The sequence below is a fragment of the Bacillus proteolyticus genome, assembly GCF_001884065.1.
GTDB lineage: Bacteria > Bacillota > Bacilli > Bacillales > Bacillaceae_G > Bacillus_A > Bacillus_A proteolyticus.
In genome coordinates, this window is record NZ_MACH01000052.1 from 40645 (window position 1) to 58009 (window position 17365).

The 17365-nt window shown below is 34.6% G+C and carries 20 protein-coding genes; 14 read left to right on the forward strand and 6 right to left on the reverse strand.

Annotated features, from left to right (window positions below):
- Nucleotides 1-187 precede the first annotated feature (187 nt).
- On the reverse strand, nucleotides 188-1054 hold the full coding sequence (locus tag BAQ49_RS05505) for a LysR family transcriptional regulator (RefSeq protein ID WP_071744503.1): 867 nt from the start codon (nucleotides 1052-1054) through the stop codon (nucleotides 188-190).
- A 126-nt stretch (nucleotides 1055-1180) separates the two neighbouring features.
- Between BAQ49_RS05505 and BAQ49_RS05510 the strand changes: the two genes are divergently transcribed.
- Both BAQ49_RS05510 and BAQ49_RS05515 read left to right on the forward strand, forming a co-directional pair.
- The gene (locus tag BAQ49_RS05510; protein WP_071744504.1) at nucleotides 1181-2149 is read left to right on the forward strand and encodes a DMT family transporter; all 969 of its coding nucleotides are present in this window, start codon (nucleotides 1181-1183) and stop codon (nucleotides 2147-2149) included.
- Between the two features lie 21 nt (nucleotides 2150-2170).
- On the forward strand, nucleotides 2171-2311 hold the full coding sequence (locus BAQ49_RS05515; RefSeq protein WP_071744505.1) for a YrzO family protein: 141 nt from the start codon (nucleotides 2171-2173) through the stop codon (nucleotides 2309-2311).
- Between the two features lie 70 nt (nucleotides 2312-2381).
- Here BAQ49_RS05515 and BAQ49_RS05520 read toward each other — a convergent pair whose 3' ends face one another.
- Entirely contained in the window at nucleotides 2382-2477 is a 96-nt protein-coding gene (locus tag BAQ49_RS05520; protein WP_071744506.1) for a DUF3948 family protein, read from the reverse strand.
- 211 nt (nucleotides 2478-2688) lie between these two features.
- Here BAQ49_RS05520 and BAQ49_RS05525 point away from each other — a divergent pair, with 211 nt between their 5' ends.
- Entirely contained in the window at nucleotides 2689-3294 is a 606-nt protein-coding gene (locus tag BAQ49_RS05525; protein ID WP_071744507.1) for a lysophospholipid acyltransferase family protein, read from the forward strand.
- 73 nt (nucleotides 3295-3367) lie between these two features.
- Here BAQ49_RS05525 and BAQ49_RS32115 read toward each other — a convergent pair whose 3' ends face one another.
- Nucleotides 3368-3463 (reverse strand): DUF3948 family protein, encoded by a 96-nt coding sequence (locus BAQ49_RS32115; RefSeq protein WP_071744508.1) that lies wholly within the window; start codon nucleotides 3461-3463, stop codon nucleotides 3368-3370.
- Between the two features lie 306 nt (nucleotides 3464-3769).
- Between BAQ49_RS32115 and BAQ49_RS05535 the strand changes: the two genes are divergently transcribed.
- The 5 genes from BAQ49_RS05535 to BAQ49_RS05560 all read left to right on the forward strand — a co-directional run bounded on the left by BAQ49_RS05535 (nucleotide 3770) and on the right by BAQ49_RS05560 (nucleotide 8202).
- Entirely contained in the window at nucleotides 3770-4747 is a 978-nt protein-coding gene (locus BAQ49_RS05535; RefSeq protein ID WP_071744509.1) for a LacI family DNA-binding transcriptional regulator, read from the forward strand.
- A 160-nt stretch (nucleotides 4748-4907) separates the two neighbouring features.
- Nucleotides 4908-5237 carry a PH domain-containing protein gene (locus BAQ49_RS05540; protein WP_071744510.1) on the forward strand — a complete coding sequence of 110 codons (330 nt, stop codon included), beginning with the start codon at nucleotides 4908-4910 and terminating at the stop codon, nucleotides 5235-5237.
- A 117-nt stretch (nucleotides 5238-5354) separates the two neighbouring features.
- On the forward strand, nucleotides 5355-6191 hold the full coding sequence (locus BAQ49_RS05545; RefSeq protein ID WP_071744511.1) for a YitT family protein: 837 nt from the start codon (nucleotides 5355-5357) through the stop codon (nucleotides 6189-6191).
- A gap of 138 nt (nucleotides 6192-6329) precedes the next feature.
- Nucleotides 6330-6686, forward strand: coding sequence for a YxeA family protein (locus BAQ49_RS05550; RefSeq protein WP_071744512.1), 357 nt, complete (start codon nucleotides 6330-6332; stop codon nucleotides 6684-6686).
- Between the two features lie 745 nt (nucleotides 6687-7431).
- Nucleotides 7432-8202: a TatD family hydrolase gene (locus BAQ49_RS05560; RefSeq protein WP_071744514.1), complete on the forward strand. Its 771-nt coding sequence runs from the start codon at nucleotides 7432-7434 to the stop codon at nucleotides 8200-8202.
- 31 nt (nucleotides 8203-8233) lie between these two features.
- Here BAQ49_RS05560 and BAQ49_RS05565 read toward each other — a convergent pair whose 3' ends face one another.
- A complete protein-coding gene (locus tag BAQ49_RS05565; protein ID WP_071744515.1) occupies nucleotides 8234-9883 on the reverse strand; it encodes a DUF2334 domain-containing protein in 1650 nt (549 codons plus the stop codon).
- 245 nt (nucleotides 9884-10128) lie between these two features.
- Between BAQ49_RS05565 and BAQ49_RS05570 the strand changes: the two genes are divergently transcribed.
- Complete coding sequence (locus tag BAQ49_RS05570; protein ID WP_000713240.1) at nucleotides 10129-10662, forward strand: transglycosylase SLT domain-containing protein; 534 nt, start codon at nucleotides 10129-10131, stop codon at nucleotides 10660-10662.
- An 11-nt stretch (nucleotides 10663-10673) separates the two neighbouring features.
- Here BAQ49_RS05570 and BAQ49_RS05575 read toward each other — a convergent pair whose 3' ends face one another.
- Together BAQ49_RS05575 and BAQ49_RS05580 are read right to left on the reverse strand one after the other, a co-directional pair.
- Nucleotides 10674-11468: a DUF4931 domain-containing protein gene (locus BAQ49_RS05575; RefSeq protein WP_071744516.1), complete on the reverse strand. Its 795-nt coding sequence runs from the start codon at nucleotides 11466-11468 to the stop codon at nucleotides 10674-10676.
- A gap of 135 nt (nucleotides 11469-11603) precedes the next feature.
- Nucleotides 11604-11732 carry a spore coat protein B gene (locus tag BAQ49_RS05580; RefSeq protein WP_071744517.1) on the reverse strand — a complete coding sequence of 43 codons (129 nt, stop codon included), beginning with the start codon at nucleotides 11730-11732 and terminating at the stop codon, nucleotides 11604-11606.
- Between the two features lie 420 nt (nucleotides 11733-12152).
- On the opposite strand from BAQ49_RS05580, the gene BAQ49_RS33870 reads away from it, so the two are divergent.
- From BAQ49_RS33870 to BAQ49_RS05600, 5 genes are all read left to right on the forward strand, one after another.
- Complete coding sequence (locus BAQ49_RS33870; protein ID WP_079999070.1) at nucleotides 12153-12287, forward strand: RAxF-45 family protein; 135 nt, start codon at nucleotides 12153-12155, stop codon at nucleotides 12285-12287.
- A 124-nt stretch (nucleotides 12288-12411) separates the two neighbouring features.
- Nucleotides 12412-14292: a ribosomal protection-like ABC-F family protein gene (abc-f, locus tag BAQ49_RS05585; RefSeq protein WP_071744518.1), complete on the forward strand. Its 1881-nt coding sequence runs from the start codon at nucleotides 12412-12414 to the stop codon at nucleotides 14290-14292.
- Between the two features lie 153 nt (nucleotides 14293-14445).
- A complete protein-coding gene (locus BAQ49_RS05590) occupies nucleotides 14446-15639 on the forward strand; it encodes a sensor histidine kinase (RefSeq protein WP_071744519.1) in 1194 nt (397 codons plus the stop codon).
- Nucleotides 15636-16292, forward strand: coding sequence for a response regulator (locus BAQ49_RS05595; protein ID WP_071744520.1), 657 nt, complete (start codon nucleotides 15636-15638; stop codon nucleotides 16290-16292). Before BAQ49_RS05590 ends, BAQ49_RS05595 begins: the two co-directional genes overlap by 4 nt.
- A gap of 138 nt (nucleotides 16293-16430) precedes the next feature.
- Nucleotides 16431-17363, forward strand: coding sequence for an ABC transporter ATP-binding protein (locus BAQ49_RS05600; RefSeq protein WP_071744521.1), 933 nt, complete (start codon nucleotides 16431-16433; stop codon nucleotides 17361-17363).
- The last annotated feature ends 2 nt before the right edge of the window (nucleotides 17364-17365 follow it).

Below are 17365 nucleotides of genomic sequence, written 5' to 3' on the forward strand. Positions count from 1 at the left end.
TGCTCATTGTATTTAAAAATTTATTTGATTTCATTTTGTTCATCATGCGTATCCGCTCCTTTTCGAATTGTTGTTGCCCTGCTTTATGTCTTAATTATATGAAATATGGACGCCTACAACTATCGAATTAGCTTACGGGAGGATTACACTTTTGTAAGAAAAAAAGACATTCGTGTAAGAATGTCCTTTAAAGCATGTTGATATGATGATGCCCTTCAATTGTTTTTAAAAAGCTACGCATTGAATTTGTCATATAACTATCTTTACGGCGTATGAAAACCGTGGAAATACTACCATATTTTTCAGGGATTGCATGGCAATGTACTTTACCTGCCTTGGAAAGATGCTGGACGGCGGACTGCGGTACGAGTGTAATCCCAAGGCCGAGTGCGACACTGTTTAGTATTGTTTCTAATATATTAAATTCCATAATTCTTTTTGGAAGCAAACCTTCATCTTTAAGCCAATGTTCTAGCTTGGAGCGGTATCCACATCCTTGATTAAAAACGAGTAGGGGCGTCGTAGTGAATTCTTCTATATGAAAAGCTTTATTTTGTGTAACAAGCATTAATTTTTCGGTACTAACATCGTATTGTTCAATTAATGGATGTTTAATAGGACCTGATATAAATGCACCATCTAATTGGTGATCGATTACTTCTCTAATAAGTCCTTCTGTTAGACCAGCTTGTAATGATAGATCGACATTTGGATAGCTCTTATAGTAAGAAGACAAAATGGTAGGCAATGTGCTTACTGTTTCGACTGTACCAATTTTTAATATACCAGATGGTGTTTCGCTATCTAAAAACACTTGTTTTAGCTCTTCAACATCTTGCAAAATTTTATGAACATAAACGAGCATTTTTCTACCTTCAGCTGTTAAAGTCATGCCTCGTTTATGACGGTAAAAGAGCGGTGTTTTTAATTCGTTTTCTAACTGTTTAATACGTGCTGTTACATTTGATTGTACGTAATTTAATTCTTTTGCTGCGCTACTTACACTACCTCGGTCAGCAACGCTCTGGAAGATTTGTAAGTCTCGTAATTCCATTTTATGCCCCCTTGATGTTAAGTATCATTATAAATGATACTTAACATCATTTTGAATCATTTTACGTGATATATTTTTTCTTTTACAATTCTCTTTGTGCAAATAGAAAGAAGTGGGGGGATTGTGGTGAAAAGAGGTCAAATGATAATAGGGGCTTTGGCGTGTTTAATAGCAAGTATGTCATGGGGAGCGATGTTTCCTGTTGCTGATCATGCGCTAGAATACATAGATCCGTTTTATTTTTCGTTTATTCGTTATGGGGCGGTAGCAATTGTACTGATTGTATTATTGCTAATGAAAGAAGGAAAGAAAGCATTTCGCTTAGAAGGAAGAGGGAAGTTACTCGTCTTTTTTGGAACAATGGCGTTTACCGTATATAATGTATTAATTTTTCTAGGACAAATGTTAATGGGGAAATCAGGTGTAATGGTAGCTTCTATTATGGAGGCACTGATGCCGATGATTTCAATTTGTATTTTATGGGGATATAAACATATAAAGCCGAAGAAGTATATGATAACGAGCATGATTATCGCGTTTGTAGGGGCTATATTTGTTATTACGAAAGGCGACATGAGTTTCTTTTTAACATTGAAAGATAACATGTTTTCACTAGCATTTATATTTGTTGGTGTTGTAGGATGGGTTATTTATACGATGGGTGGTCAAACGTGTAGCGATTGGTCAACATTACGTTATTCTACGTTGACATGTGTATTTGGTACAACTGTCACAGGGATTATAACGGTAATCATTACGGCACTTGGATATGTATCAATTCCAAGTATGGAAACGATCTCTATTGTGAAGTATGACTTGTTATTTATGATGACATTACCAGGTATCGTAGCACTACTTGCTTGGAACTACGGTGTGAAAATCTTATCATCCATTAATGGTATTTTATTTATTAACTTTGTGCCAATTACTACGTTAGTTATTATGATGATGCAAGGGTATAAAATAACAACATTTGATATTGTAGGAACATTATTTGTTATTGCAGCGCTTATTCGTAATAATGTTTGTCAGAGAAAAGAAGAAAATGCAAATAAGCAAATGTTGCAAGAAAAGCAATTGCGCCAAGCTGTTTAATAGGCAACTGGAGGATTTTATATGTTAGAAAGTTTATTGTTTTTCTTTGCTGCTGGAGTTGCCTGCGAGCTTGCAGCAATTAATCGAAATGGTCGTAAGAATGTAAAACAACAAGCTGAACTGATACAGCTTTTAAAAGAATTGAAGGAAAGAAAAAATTAAAAAGACGACCGGGCATAGACGGTCGTCTTTTCTATTACTATTTATATAAAGGGGAAAGGGGACACAAAGTTTATATAAGCGTAGCAGCGTAAATAAAAGCAGTAAGAAGAAGGGAGCCGCTAGCTAATCCTAAAAAATCTAATTTGTTAAAAGTGATGTTATCCATAATACATTCTCCTTACTTGTTTCTTTCTGACTTAATTATATGAAATATTGTAAGAAGTAACTATCGAATTAGCTTACAAGAAAATTACACTTTTGTAAGAATTGAAATTTAACAATAAATACTTATTTTTATTACCAACTCCTAAAACTTAGTGTTATAATCGTTGTAAGAAAATGATTATACTTCGGATATTCAGAAAGGAACGAAACAAATGTATAAACCAATTACATTTTCGTTGAAATATATATTTAAAATGGCTGGGAAGGTAGAAGTGCAAGGGAGAGAAAAATTACCAGAAGGTGGCCCTTACGTTGTTGCGTGCACACATACAAGTTTTATGGATGTTTTAATGTTAGCAACGGGGATGTATCCAACCCAAATTCATTACATGGCAAAAAAAGAATTGTTTGAAGGGAAATTTAAAAATTGGTTCTTTAAAAATGTAAATGCATTCCCTGTAGATCGTGCGAATCCAGGACCGAGTACACTTAAAATTCCATCACGCCTATTAAAAGAAGGAAAGGTAGTCGGGATTTTTCCGAGTGGAACGAGATCATCAGAAGATGTTTCATTAAAAGCTGGGGCTGTTACGATTGCGCTGCGTTCTAACGTTCCATTAGTACCGGCAGCTTATATTGGTCCATCAAGTGTAAAAGAATTAATAAAAGGAAAAAGGGCGCAATTAATTTTTGGAGATCCGATTCAAATTGATGCGGGAGAACAAATAGATCGGAAAACAGCTATGAAAATGATGACAGATCAATTAAATGAAAAATTTGAAGAGCTAAAGGTAACTTTGCAATCAAATCAAAAATAAGAAAAGGCGACCGGGCATAGACGGTCGTCTTTTCTATTACTATTTATAATAAAGGGGAAAGGGGACACAAAGTTTATACAAGCGTAGCGGCGTAAATAAAAGCAGTAAGAAGAATCGAGCCACTAGAAAGTCCTAAAAAATCTAATTTGTTAAAAGTGATGTTATTCATAATATATTCTCCTTACTTGTTTAATGTAGAAGCAACAGCTTTTGCATCGATAAGAGCAGATAATACCATGCCCATTGTGTTTAAGAAATTGTTTGCTTTCATTTTGTTCATCATATTAGATCCGCTCCTTTTCGAATGGTTGTTGCCCTGTTTCTGACTTAATTGTATGAAATATAGCGGAGAGTCACTATCGAATTAGCTTACAGGAAAATTACACTTTTGTAAGAAAAACGAATGAAGGTGTCATGATGAGAAGATTTGACATATGTTCATGTGATTTATTAAGTTAAAAGTAGAGGTGAGTGTATGGCTAATATTAAAGATATTGCAAAGATGGCTGGGGTTTCGGTTACGACTGTTTCGAGGGTATTAAATGATCATCCGTATGTAAGTGAAGAAAAAAGGAAAGTTGTTTTAGAAATAGTTGAGAAATTGAATTACTCACAAAATGCAAATGCTGTTCATTTATCAAAAGGGAAGACGAATATTGTTGGTGTGATTTTACCTTATATTAATCATCCGTGTTTTGATGCGATGGTGGGTGGAATGATGGAAGTTGCGTTAGCTCACAATTATCGAGTGCTTCTTTGTCAAACGAATTACAATAAAAAAGAAGAAATGAAAAGTTTACATATGTTGAAAACAAAGCAACTAGATGGTCTGATCATTTGTTCTCGTGCCAATGAGTGGGAAATTATAGAGCCGTATGCAGCGTATGGGGCGGTTATTGCTTGTGAGGATAATGATATTGAAAGTATATCGAGTGTATATACAGATCATTTTAATGCCTTTCAATTAGGGATGAGTTATCTTATTGAAAAAGGTTATAAGAAGATTGGATATTGTACGGGAAGAAAGTTAGGACCAAGTAGTAAGAAACGTTTTGATGCTTATAAACAACAGCTACAATTAATAGATGCAGAAGTGATGGAAGATCGGATTTTCACAGAATGCTTTACATTAGAAGATGGTGTAAGAGTTGCACATCAATTTAAGGAGATGGAGAATCCACCTGAAGCATTAATAGTGGCAGGAGATGAAGTTGCTATTGGGATCATGACAGAAGTTAATAAACTAGGTATTAAAGTTCCGGAGGATTTAGCGATTATTGGTTTTGATAATCAACCGATTTCTCAAGTTTTACAACTGACAACTATTGACCAAAATTTAAAGGAAATAGGTAAGACGGCTTTTGAAATGTTTTACAGACGAGTAAGTGATGAGGGTTCTAAACAAGAAAAGATGGAAATTCCGTATAAACTTGTGGAACGCTCTACAGTTTAGCAATAATCCGTTATGTGTATAATCACATAACGGATTATTTTTTGAAATGTCTTTGACAGGAAACGCATTTCATACTTTATAAAAGAGTTACACCGGTCTGTAATAATCCATGGATTCTTTTCAAGTGTTAAAGCAATGAATAGAATTTGGAGGGATATGTATGAATGAACTTTTATTAAGTATGAAAAAGTATGTAGAGGATGATGAACAAATTTTAGCATTTGTGATAGGGATATTTGAGAAAGATGATTTTACCTTATCATATCGGCATGGAATTTTCGTTGCTACTACTAGACGTCTCCTCTTTTATGGAGGATTTTCGTATTATCCATCAACATTTGAAGAGTATTCGTATTTGCATATAGACGACATAAATTTTCATCCGCAATTAGTGTTTACTTGTAATCAGGAAACGGTAACAGCTAAGTATATTCAGAAAGGTAATGTGGAACGCTTTGCTCGTGCAGTTAGAGCAAATATGAATAATTAATCAGGTGTTTGTTTAAACATAATACCATTGCTGTTATGAGAAGAATGGCGTAATAAAAACCACTTCTAAACCTCTAGGAGATAGTGATACAATGTCAAATGGGGGGAGGTATGAACTATGGTTAATCAACGTATAAAAGAGATAACATTAATTACAATTGGTTCATTGTTATTCGCAATCGGTATTAATTATTTTGCAATTCCAAACCGTTTATCAGAAGGTGGCATTATTGGTGTAACGGTTGTTACGTATTATTTATTTGGTTGGTCGCCAGGGATTGTCAATTTTGCTATAAATGCAATTTTACTGGCTGTTGGTTATAAATTTTTTGATAAAAAAACGATGGTTTATACAATTTTAGGGATTGTAGAAACATCTTTGTTTTTATATGTTACAGAGCACATTGAGTATCATGTAAATAGTGATACGCTCTTAGCAGCTTTATTCGCGGGTCTATTTGTAGGTATCGGATTAGGGTGTATGTTCAAAGCTGGAGGTACATCAGGAGGATCGGCAATTTTAGCGCAGTTAGCAAATCAATACTTAGGTTGGAGTGTTGGTAAAGGCGTACTCATTATTGATATCGTTGTAATTGCTGGTTCTGTATTTATAATAGGGCAAGAAAAGGCAATGTATACACTCGTTGCTGTATTTATCGGAGCGAAAGTAATTGATTTCATTGTAGAAGGAATGGATACAAAGACTGCAGTTACGATTATCTCGAATCAACCAGACTTAATTCGTGAAGCTATTACGAAAAACATGACACGTGGTGTCACTGTATTAGAGGGGCGCGGCGGATATACTGGTAAAAATAAAGAAGTATTATATGTCGTTATTAATAAACAAGAGCTTGTTAAGTTAAAGCAAGTTATCGGCCGAGTTGATGAAGATGCCTTCGTTGTCATTCACGATGTGCGTGATGTACTTGGCGGTGGTTTTAAAGCGAGCTAAAAGGTGAACGAGTAAATTCGTTCGCCTTTTTTAATTCTTACAAAAATGTAAGTGTAATGTAATGAGATTCAATAGTAGATTTTATTCCTTCTTTTTAAAATGGATGTATATATATCCTGCAAGGGAGGAAGATTTATTATGAAGAAAAAAATGATCACTACTATAATAGCGATGATAGTGATAGTAGTAATGTTATTGCCTACGAAACTTGGACCAGTTATCGATAAATATAATCCACTTTATAAGACGAAAGAATATTATACGGTTGTGAATACAATTGGTCAGCATATTGGTGATGAGTGGTATGAATATGAATTTATTGCATTTGACGAACGTGGAAGAGAGCAAAAAATAAAGAAGACTGTTAAGCATATGTTAAAGAGAGAGGGGGCATTAAAGGTGTACGCAAAAGGACGCTACGGCGAGGCAATTGAAGAAATTGAAGTTGTAAATATTCCTATTAATGCGAAGAGTAAACTTTTAACGATGAGATAGCGGATTATACCCCCACCTATTTTTTGTCGAAAATAAAAATACTAGGTAGGGGTATTTTGGAGTTCATGAAAAAGCCTTAGTCCATATGGACTAAGGCTTTTTTTATTATATAAAGGGGAAGGGGGTACATTGTAGTAGCGTGAGTGAAAGATATAAGAAGAGTAGCTACTAGCAATGTAATTTGGTTATGTGAGTGTTCTTCTTATTTGGCTTACTTCCTAACTTTATTGTACGAAATATAGGTAAGGGAAACTATCGAATTACATTACGCATAGCTTACAAACATGTAAGCCTTCTGTAATGTAATTCGATAGTTAAAATATAGTGAATTTCATATAGTATAACTAGAAAGTCTCACTGTATCACTTTCCGTTTGTAATGTTAATGAAGAATGAAAAACCAACTACTTTTTAATAGCCCTCATCTCTATTTAGATGAGGCTCTTTTTTTAACCTTACAATATTGTAAGGTTTACGTAAGTTAATTCGATAGTAACTTTGTCATATTTTTTGCATAATAGATACAAATAGATAAAAAATAATTAGGGATATATTAAGAAGGGAGAAAACTGGGATGCGTAAAGAAGAAGTAGTGAAGTTTCCAATTAAAGATTTCTGTAGCTACTTTACTGTTGCCATAGTATGTATTGGATTATTTGATATAATAACAAATTTAATTGTTAAATAATATAGATGATAAAACAAGAAGGGGGACCCTTTCTTGTTTTTTTTATGGGGGCATAAAGATGAAATGGATTGATAGCCATATACATGTTGATCAATATGAGAATGAAGAGAAAAGTAGATTACTTATAGATGTGGAAAACAGTAAAGAGATACAAGGGCTTATTGCAGTATCTATGAATTATCAATCATGCCTAGAAACTTTATCTTTAGCAAAGCGATATCCTTTTGTACATCCAGCAATAGGTTTTCATCCGGAGCAGCCGATTCATAGAGAAGAATGTGAGCGCATATTTAAATTAATTGAAGCTCATGTAGAGGACATTGTTGCGATTGGTGAAGTGGGACTCCCGTATTATTTAAGGAAAGAAGATGAAAATATTGCTATCGATCCATACATAGCGGTGTTAAAAAAGTTTGTTGAACTAGCTAGTAAACATGATTTACCAATTGTATTGCATGCGGTTTATGGAGATGCTGACACTGTATGTGATTTTCTTGAAGAATATAAAGTTTCACGCGCACACTTCCATTGGTTTAAAGGAAGTGAAGAGACAATGAAACGGATGATGAGGAACGGTTATTATATTTCTATCACACCGGATGTTTTACATAAGGAGAAAATTAGAAAAATCGTTTCGTATTATCCGCTTGAATATATGATGGTAGAAACAGATGGCCCATGGGAATTTCAGAAGGATACGATGACACATCCTTATATGATAAAAGATGTATTACAAGAAATTAGTATAATAAAAAAAATACCAGTAGAGAAAGTTACTGAGCAAATATATGCGAATACGGTACGATTTTATAAAGTTAGTGAGTCATAAAAAAACACCAAGCATCTCGCTTGGTGTTTTTTTATGACTCTAATTTTTTCGCACGTCTTAATAATAAAAGAAAGACAATTATAATGAACCCAATTATAAGGAAGAACCCATATTGTTTTATATAATTAATTATGTCATTCGCACTTGTTGGTTTTTCAACGTGAATGCCGTCTTTATTAGTAGTAATATGAATATCTTTCATTTTTACTTCATTCGTTTCTTTTTGTAAATCAATCCACTCTATGTTTGGAATGCTTTCTAGTTCTTTTAATACTTCTTTTAATGGTTGAACACCTAAGTAAGGGTGATAGAATGCGCCGATAATTCCATCAGATAGTTTAGTGATAGATAAAGCACGTTCTTTCATTTTGGCAATATCTTGTGGCTGGCCTTCTTCGATAAATCCAACCGTTTCAGGTATTAATTTCATCCCATGTAAAAACGATGGTGTACTCGTATAAGCTGGTGAATGCATAGATTTCCAAGTTGTATCGTTTAGTTGTAGTTGTCCTACATAAGTAGAGAAATATTGAGAAAGTATTTCATATCCTTTTTGAGACATTGTATAGTGCGGAGCCTCAAAGGCAACTGGATATAATTTCGCTCCTACAAGCTCTGTAATCCCTTTTTCAATATGATCTTTAGTATATTTTTCTTCGAAGGCTTTTCCGTTCTCTACGTATCTATTATAGTCTTCTGTAGACTGAAAATCTTCTTTTGTCTTTGATTTTTCATGGTTTGGTTGGCGAATTGGTTGATCTGTTTTTACATCCCAAAATTCAAAACCTTCGCCAGTTTCACTATCATAAAACTGATGGGTGTAGCCATGCATAACGATTGAACCACCGTTATCTTGCATAAAGCGTAAAACATCGACTAATTCAGAGTTATCCTTTAAATGTACTGTTTTTCCTGTGTCGGGATCTTTGTAAACAGGGATAACAGTAATCATATAAGGAAGGTTTTTCTCTTTTAGTAATTCAGCAATTTCTTTTAATTGCTTTACATTTACAGCTGGATGAACGTCTTCAAGACGTAAATAAGCTGAAGTTTTATTTGTCATCGGCTTTTGTTCAAAGTAAGAAAATAGCATTTCACCGACGTAATGAGACATCCAATCGAAAAGGTTTGGAGTTGCAACATAATATGATATTCCTTGCTGAACAATTAATGGATGGGCTCCATCGGCACTCAAGGCGTAAGCAAGAGTTGTTCCTTTTGCTTCAATTTTCTTCATTAAGCGTTCTTCTTGTAATTCATTTTTTAATTTGTGTGTCGGATATTCTATAGTATGAGTTCGTATATCAGTTTCATCCGAGGTAATGAAAGAAAAACGATTAGATAATTGCTCAACATTTTGACCTAAAACTAGTACTGGACCTGAGAAGCTTTCTAGAAATTGTTTTACTTCAGTAGAAAGAACTTCTTTTTGCTCTCCGATATAAACGATATGTGTATAAGAAGATGAGTTACTAATTTCATGTATCTCTTTTAAACTTTTTACTGTTATATCTTTTGTAAAGTGCCCTAACTGAGTATTAAGGATTTGTACATTGTTTGTAATTTTGTTGTCTTCTGTACTATACAAAAAAAGTACTTTTGGCTTGGATGATGTTTGCGCAGATGTGTGTATAGGAATGAGTAGTAAAATGCTAAAAAAGAGTAGTAGGGCTTTTTTCATTTATATATGCTCCTAGTCTATATAGAATTCAATTTACAATTATATACAAGAAATAAGTTATAGTCCATGTTAGTTACATTTTTGCATATATTTACCAATTATTTTTCGCGAAATCGGTCTAAAGCATGATGATAATATGTATAGTAATTTGCTATGATGGAAGAGTAAGAGAATGATAGAATGTAGGTAATTGTAAAGGGAAGGCTGAAAGGGGACAAATTTCAGCGGAGAAAGAGGTAGAGGTAGTGAAGAAATTCTTTGTAGGATTTTTAGTTGTTCTTGGAGTGTATTTATATTTCCAAGAGAAGTCTGAAGGAATGGATAAGCTAATAAATGAGACAAGCTATGTTGATTCAGAGGAAGCAAAACAGATGAAACAAATTATTATAGAGGAAGCAAAGAAAGTAAACCTTCCAGAATGGATACCTCTGACAATTGCCGAACATGAAAGTAGGTTAAATCCAAGAAGTGTTGGAGATAACGGAACTTCATTCGGATTGTTTCAATTGCACCGCGGTGGTGGGCTTGCACCGGATAATTTAACTGATGAAGAGTTGAAAGATCCGCGTACAAATGCGCAAATTGCAATGCCGCACTTACTGAAAGGATATAAGCGTGGGGTGCAAAAGGGTCTGACTGATTTTGCATTACTGAAATATATAGCAAATACATCTGGATGGCCAGGGAATCTAGGGCCAGAGTGGACGGATAACAATATGAAGTATAACGTTGGATTAGAAGATGTATATTATCGGAATAAAGGCGTAATAAAAGAGTAGGTTTTCGACACCTACTCTGTTTTTTTATGAATAATTTTGTCTTCTTGTTTCATGAAATACTGTGCTAGTTGTATTTTCACCTCTTCTAGTTTTGTAGAAACTTGTGGTATTTTATACCCTACATACAATGGTGAAACGACAAACCTAGGAACAACTTTACAAATGATTTTTCCATTTAGGTGATAGAAGAATAAGTTATAACTACTACATCCTTTATGGAAATCTGTCAGTATGTAACGTACAGTTTGCTGAATATAATTTGCCATTTCATCTATAAATGCAATATCTTCAATGACTATGTTAAATTCAGTAAAGCCAATAATAGGACGCTTTGAAATATTGAGTTCAATACGTTCGTTTTTTTGTACAATTACTCCTTGGAAATTTTCCTTTTCTACATTTTCGAGATAGTCTACATATTTCATTCCGATAATTTGCATGTGTGCATGGTGCAAACTGCCACCTGAAAATGGACCATGATTTTTATATAAAATCACAGATGCAAATTCTTCGTTATTCTGTAAGTTTAACCAATGGTAAATAGAGAAACGAATTAGTTTTCTCATATGTTCTTCTGTATATGTTCCGATATGATCTTCACAATTATCTGTTTCGATTAGCACTGTTTGAAAGGTATCTTTTAATGTAGGAAATTTATTTTTCAGCCAAATAATAGAGCCCTCAGCTGCTAAAATATCCGTTAAATTTTCTCTGTCACAAAAAGGACATGCAGCGCTTCTGTTCCGAATGCTTTCTGGTTTTTGTTTACCGATATCGTTTAAAAAATATAGTTGTTGAGTATCCATTTGTATATATGCCCCTTTAAAATATGTGTAAAAATCCCGCTTAATACATTCGGGGAAAGGAGGAGGAAATCCTTTAAAGGGAATAGGGAAAAATAAAAGACAAGATATCCTCATTACAATAGGGTACCTTGTCTTTTATTTTTTCTTCAATAGTGTGTATGGATAATATAGAGCATTTGCATTTTTTTTCTTTTTTCTATTTTTTATTGTGTATAAGGCAATTGCCGTACTTGCGATCATAATAATGGCTTTCTTCATATTCATGTACCCCTTTTTATTGTTGGTTTAATTCTTGGCTAACTGCTTTTGCGTCGACTAAAGCGTGTAAAATCATTTTCACCATGTTTATCATATTCCTTCACTCCTTTTTATAGTTCGTTTAGTTCTTTTACAACTGCTTGTCCGTTCACTAATACCTCAAAGATTGCTTTTACGATTTCTTTCATCATGATTGTTTTCCTCCTTGTTTTTGTCTCTCTTGTTTATAACTTTATTGTATAGGGAGGCATCTTTTCGTACTATCGCTTTCCATTACGTGAACATAACAGTTTTGTAAGATTTGATGTCACTTATTGAAATGTTTAGTCTATCTTCATTATTTTCAGAAAAATGACTATTCAAACATGAAATGGGAAAGTATAATAAAGAAGTAGTATTAAATTCCGTACGAAAGGGGTGAATGAGATGAAACGTTCTTTAGCTGCGCGTGCCAAATTTTTAGATTATATCTATTTTTGTCGTGCGATTTTTCATGATGTAGTTGTTAACGGGATACGTATGCCCTTTTTTAACAATTGCATAGTAGCTATTGAACGATAGAAGTCTCTTCACCCATTTTTGATAAACGTGTGAAAAGGGAGCTATTTGGCTTCCTTTTTCTATGCCAAAAACCATGGGGAATGTTTCTTTCCCATGGTTTTTTATATTGAAAGGAGTACGGAAAATGACAATTTGTAGTGTAAATAATATAACGAAATCTTTTGGTGGAAACATCATATTTGAAAATATATCGCTTGAAATAAAGAATGGTGAACGTATTGGTTTAGTTGGTCGTAACGGTAGCGGGAAGACAACTATCTTGCAGCTTCTAACAGGAATGGAGAGTTTGGACGAAGGAGCCATTCATATGAAGAAAGGTACACGTATTGGTCATGTGGCGCAAATTCCAAAATTTGATGAGGATATGACTGTATATGATGTATTGAGCTCCGCTTTTAAAGAAGAAAAGGAATTAGAAAGAGAAATGCATGCTTTAGAAAAGAATATGGCGGAAGAACAGGAAGCATCTGCTTTACAAAAATTGATGGAGAGGTACGGAGTAATTCAAGAAAGGTACGCGTTTCTCGGTGGGTACGAAATAGAAGCGAATATTATGAAGGTAGCAAATGGTCTACAGGTGACGGAACTATTTCCCCGATCATTTATGGAGTTAAGTGGTGGAGAACAAACAAAAGTAAGCCTTGCGTATATGCTATTGCAGAAACCAGATTTACTTTTATTAGATGAACCAACAAATCATCTAGATTTATTTGCAGTGGAATGGTTAGAGCAATTTCTAAAAGAATATACAGGAACAGTTATGATCATTTCACATGATCGCTATTTCCTTGATGAAGTTGTAACGAAAATTTTTGATCTAGAAGATGGAGAAATTCACGTATATCATACGAACTATTCCCAGTTTGTTGAGGAAAAGGAAGAAAGGCTGCTTCAAGAATTTCAAGCGTATCAAGAACAGCAAAAGAAAATAAAGAAAATGAAAGAAGCAATTAAGCGTCTACGTGAATGGGCAAATCAGGCGAATCCGCCGAATGAAGGATTGCATAAGAGAGCGAGAAATATGGAACGCGCATTAGAGCGTATAGAGAAACTAAAGAGACCCATTTTGGATAGAAAACAGATGGGACTTCAGTTTGAAGGGCAAGAGAGAAGCGGAAAAGATGTTGTTGTAATGAAAGAAGTGAGTAAAGGATTTGCTGAACGATCTTTATTCGAGAAAGTAAATTTGCATATTCGTTTTCAGGAGCGCTCAGCTATCGTTGGACGTAATGGTACAGGAAAGACTACGTTATTAAAATTACTATTAGAAGAAATGAAGCAAGATGCTGGAGAAATTCGGATTGGTAGTAGTGTGAAAATCGGTTATTTATCGCAACATGCGTACGGGAATATGAAGAACAATGTATTGGAAGCTTTCAGAGATTGTGTAGCTGTAACAGAGGGAGAGGCAAGACATATATTAGCTCGCTTTTTATTTTATGGTCCAGCTGTTTTTAAGAAAGTAACGCAACTGAGTGGCGGAGAAAAAATGAGGTTAAGGCTCGCGCAACTTATGTATCAAGATGTTAACTTTCTTATTTTAGATGAACCGACGAATCATCTTGATATTGAATCAAGGGAAGTTTTAGAGGAAGCCCTTGAACAATATAACGGAACGATTTTAGCTGTTTCACATGATCGTTATTTCTTAAATAAATTGTTTGAAAAGACATATTGGATTGATGAGCACAAATTATTTGAGTTTGCGGGGAACTATGCATGGGCTCGTCAAAAGTGGGAAGAAAGAATTGAGAAACAAGTAGCAAAACAGAAGCAGCAAGGGAATAAAGTGTTAAAAGTAATACCTATAAAAAAGAAGGAGTCTAGGAATTTAGAGGAAGTTGAAAACGAGTTAATGCATATAGAAGAAGATATATATGCACTCGAATGTAAAATGGAACATGTAGTTGATGTTGAAATGCTTGAACAATTGTATGAAGAAAAAACGAAAAAAGAGTTTTTGCGAGCGGAGTTATATAATGAGTTAGAGAATATTGTAGAGTAAAGAAAATAGAATGAAAAAGAGCGAGTTGTTTTCCCGGATTTTGAGGGAGGGCTTGCTCTTTTTTGTATAACGAAGGGGTAAAAATTGGTATAATTTTCTTGTTAGTATGATGAGGAAATGAGCTTTATGCTACGGAAACGTGAGGGGAATTTTATGTTAGGATACGCGCGGATTGCTACAATCGTTATGATTTGTTTAGTTTACGCAAATCATGTTTCACGTGAAACAGCGAATTTACAATTTTTTGTCGGTATTGCACTTTTCATTTATATTGTGAATCATATTTTACTTGTAAAAGCAAAAGAGAGTAGGAAAATCATTTTTTATACCTTGCTCACAAACGGTATTGTCACAGCATTATTAGGGTTTTTATTTCCCGAGACATGTTTGTATTTAATTATATTTGGAATTGATGCGGTAGGATTATTTATTCATGATTGGCGTAAAAGGATGACTTATTTTTTTATCGCTTTTTTCTTTCTTTGTTGGTTTATAAATATACTACATACGTATCAACATACAGGGAGCCTGGAATTGGAGAGTAATGCAATTAACTTTATGTTCATCGTTTTCAGTGCTTTAGCTGGAAACTTAATAAAAAAACTTACAGCTGCTCGGCAAATGGTAGATGAGCAATATGGGGAATTAGCATCATCTCATACAGCTTTAAAAGAAGCTCATGAACAATTACGGTTATATGCTAAAGAGGTGGAAGAATTGACTGCTGTTCGGGAGCGGAATGATATTGCCCGAGAAATTCATGATACAGTCGGTCACAATATGACTGCCTTACTTGTTCAATTACAACTAGCGGAGGCTTTATGGAAACAAAAATCGGACGCTACAGAAGAGGTATTACATACATGTCATGGGTTAGCTAGAAAATCACTTCAAGAAGTGAGAGCTTCTGTGCATGCCTTAAAAGAGGAAAGTAAACTAGGGAACATAATAGAGAATATGCGTGAAATGTTACATGAATATTCTAAAGCGACGAAAGTACAAATATCTTTTCAATTGCAAGGGGATCCGGTTGAGATTCCGTTGTCACTACAGCCTACGCTGCTTCGTATTATGCAAGAGTCTTTAACGAATGCAAAACGTCACGGGAAAGCTAGCTTGTGTGAAGTAAGTTTAGTTTGTTCAATGGAACAAGTTAAGTTATGTATTTTGGATAATGGTATGGGAGTCAATGAAGTAAGTCCTGGGTTTGGGTTACTTAATATGAAAGAACGTGTAGAGGAGCATGGTGGAATCATTCAATTTGAGAGTGAAATAGAAAAAGGTTTTCGCTTAAAAATCGAATTCCCACTGCGAGAAAAAACATGGATAATAGGGGGAGCGTTATGATTCGAATTATGATTGTTGATGATCAATCACTGATTCGTGATGGATTGGCAATGATATTAAATTTGCGTCCGGAACTTGAAGTGGTGGGGACGGCTAGTGATGGGGATGAAGTTGTACAAAAGGTGAAACAATTACAGCCTGAAATTATTTTGATGGATATTCGGATGCCTCGTATGAATGGTGTTGAAGGAACTCGTTTAGTTAGAGAAAAGTTTCCTCATATAAAGGTTCTTATGTTAACGACTTTTAGTGATAGTGAGCTTATTTTTGAAGCATTAGAGCAAGGGGCAAGCGGATATTTATTGAAGGATATGGAGACGGATGCAATCGTTCAAGCTATTTTAACGGTACACGGTGGAGGTGCTGTGCTTCCTCAAGATATAACAGCGCAAATTGTAAAAGAATTAAAAAAGACAAAAGTAGCAGTAGAGTGCCCCACACCAGAACAACTAGAACAATTAACTGAGCGTGAAGTAGATGTTTTAAAGGAAATTGGGCGCGGTTTAAATAATAAAGAGATTGCTGAAAAGTTATTCATTACAGAGGGAACTGTAAAGAATCACGTTTCTAATTTAATTAGTAAGCTAGAACTAAGAGATCGAACACAAGCAGCAATATACGCAGTAAGATACGGTGTTACGACATACACATGACTTTTGGCATATACAAGTGTGAAAAGGCAGCAGAATTTGCTGCTTTTTTATTTTGTATTTCTATCTTAAGGGTGATGGAGAGAAGAAGAAATTTTTCTACAATGAAAGTGTAGATGAATGCAAAGGGGCTGAATCAATATGTTAGTCATAGATCATATTACGAAATCATTTGGTAAGAAGGAAATCGTAAAGAATGTTTCTTTTGAAGTGAAAAAAGGTGAAACATTTGGATTGCTTGGCCCAAATGGGGCAGGAAAATCAACGACGATATCAATGATTTGCGGATTAATTCCATACGATAGTGGTGATATAAAAGTTGGTGGGAAATCGGTAAAAGAGTATCCATTAGAAGCGAAAAAGAAAATTGGTATTGTTCCGCAAGACATTGCGCTGTATCCGACACTTTCAGCAAAGGAAAATTTGGTTTTTTGGGGAAAGATGTACGGTTTAAATGGAAAAGTTGCAAAAGAGCGAGCGGAGGAAGTGTTAGGTTACGTCGGTTTACAGGATCGGGGAAAAGATAAAATTGAAACATTTTCAGGTGGAATGAAAAGGCGTATTAATATTGGTGCAGCACTTATGCACGAACCAGAGTTATTAATTATGGATGAACCGACAGTCGGGATTGATCCGCAATCGAGAAATCATATTTTAGAGACTGTTAAAAAATTAAATGAAAAAGGCATGACGGTCATTTATACGAGTCATTACATGGAAGAAGTTGAGTATTTATGTGAGCGAATTGCCATCGTTGATCACGGAAAGGTAATTGCACTAGGAACGAAAAGAGAGTTATGTAATCGTCTGACAGATGGATTTATAGTGAAATTGCAATTAAATCGCTATAGTACGGAACTGCTACAAAAGTTGAAAGCACTACCTGTTGTTGAGCGTATTATTTTTGACGAAGATAATAGCACGATTGACATTGGATTAAATGGTGGCGAGGCAATTGGTACAGTTGTTTCAGTAGTTGTTGAGAACAACGCGCAAATTTTAAAGCTGGAAGTACAAGAACCGAATTTAGAGGCACTATTTTTACAATTAACAGGACGTTCACTGCGTGATTAAGG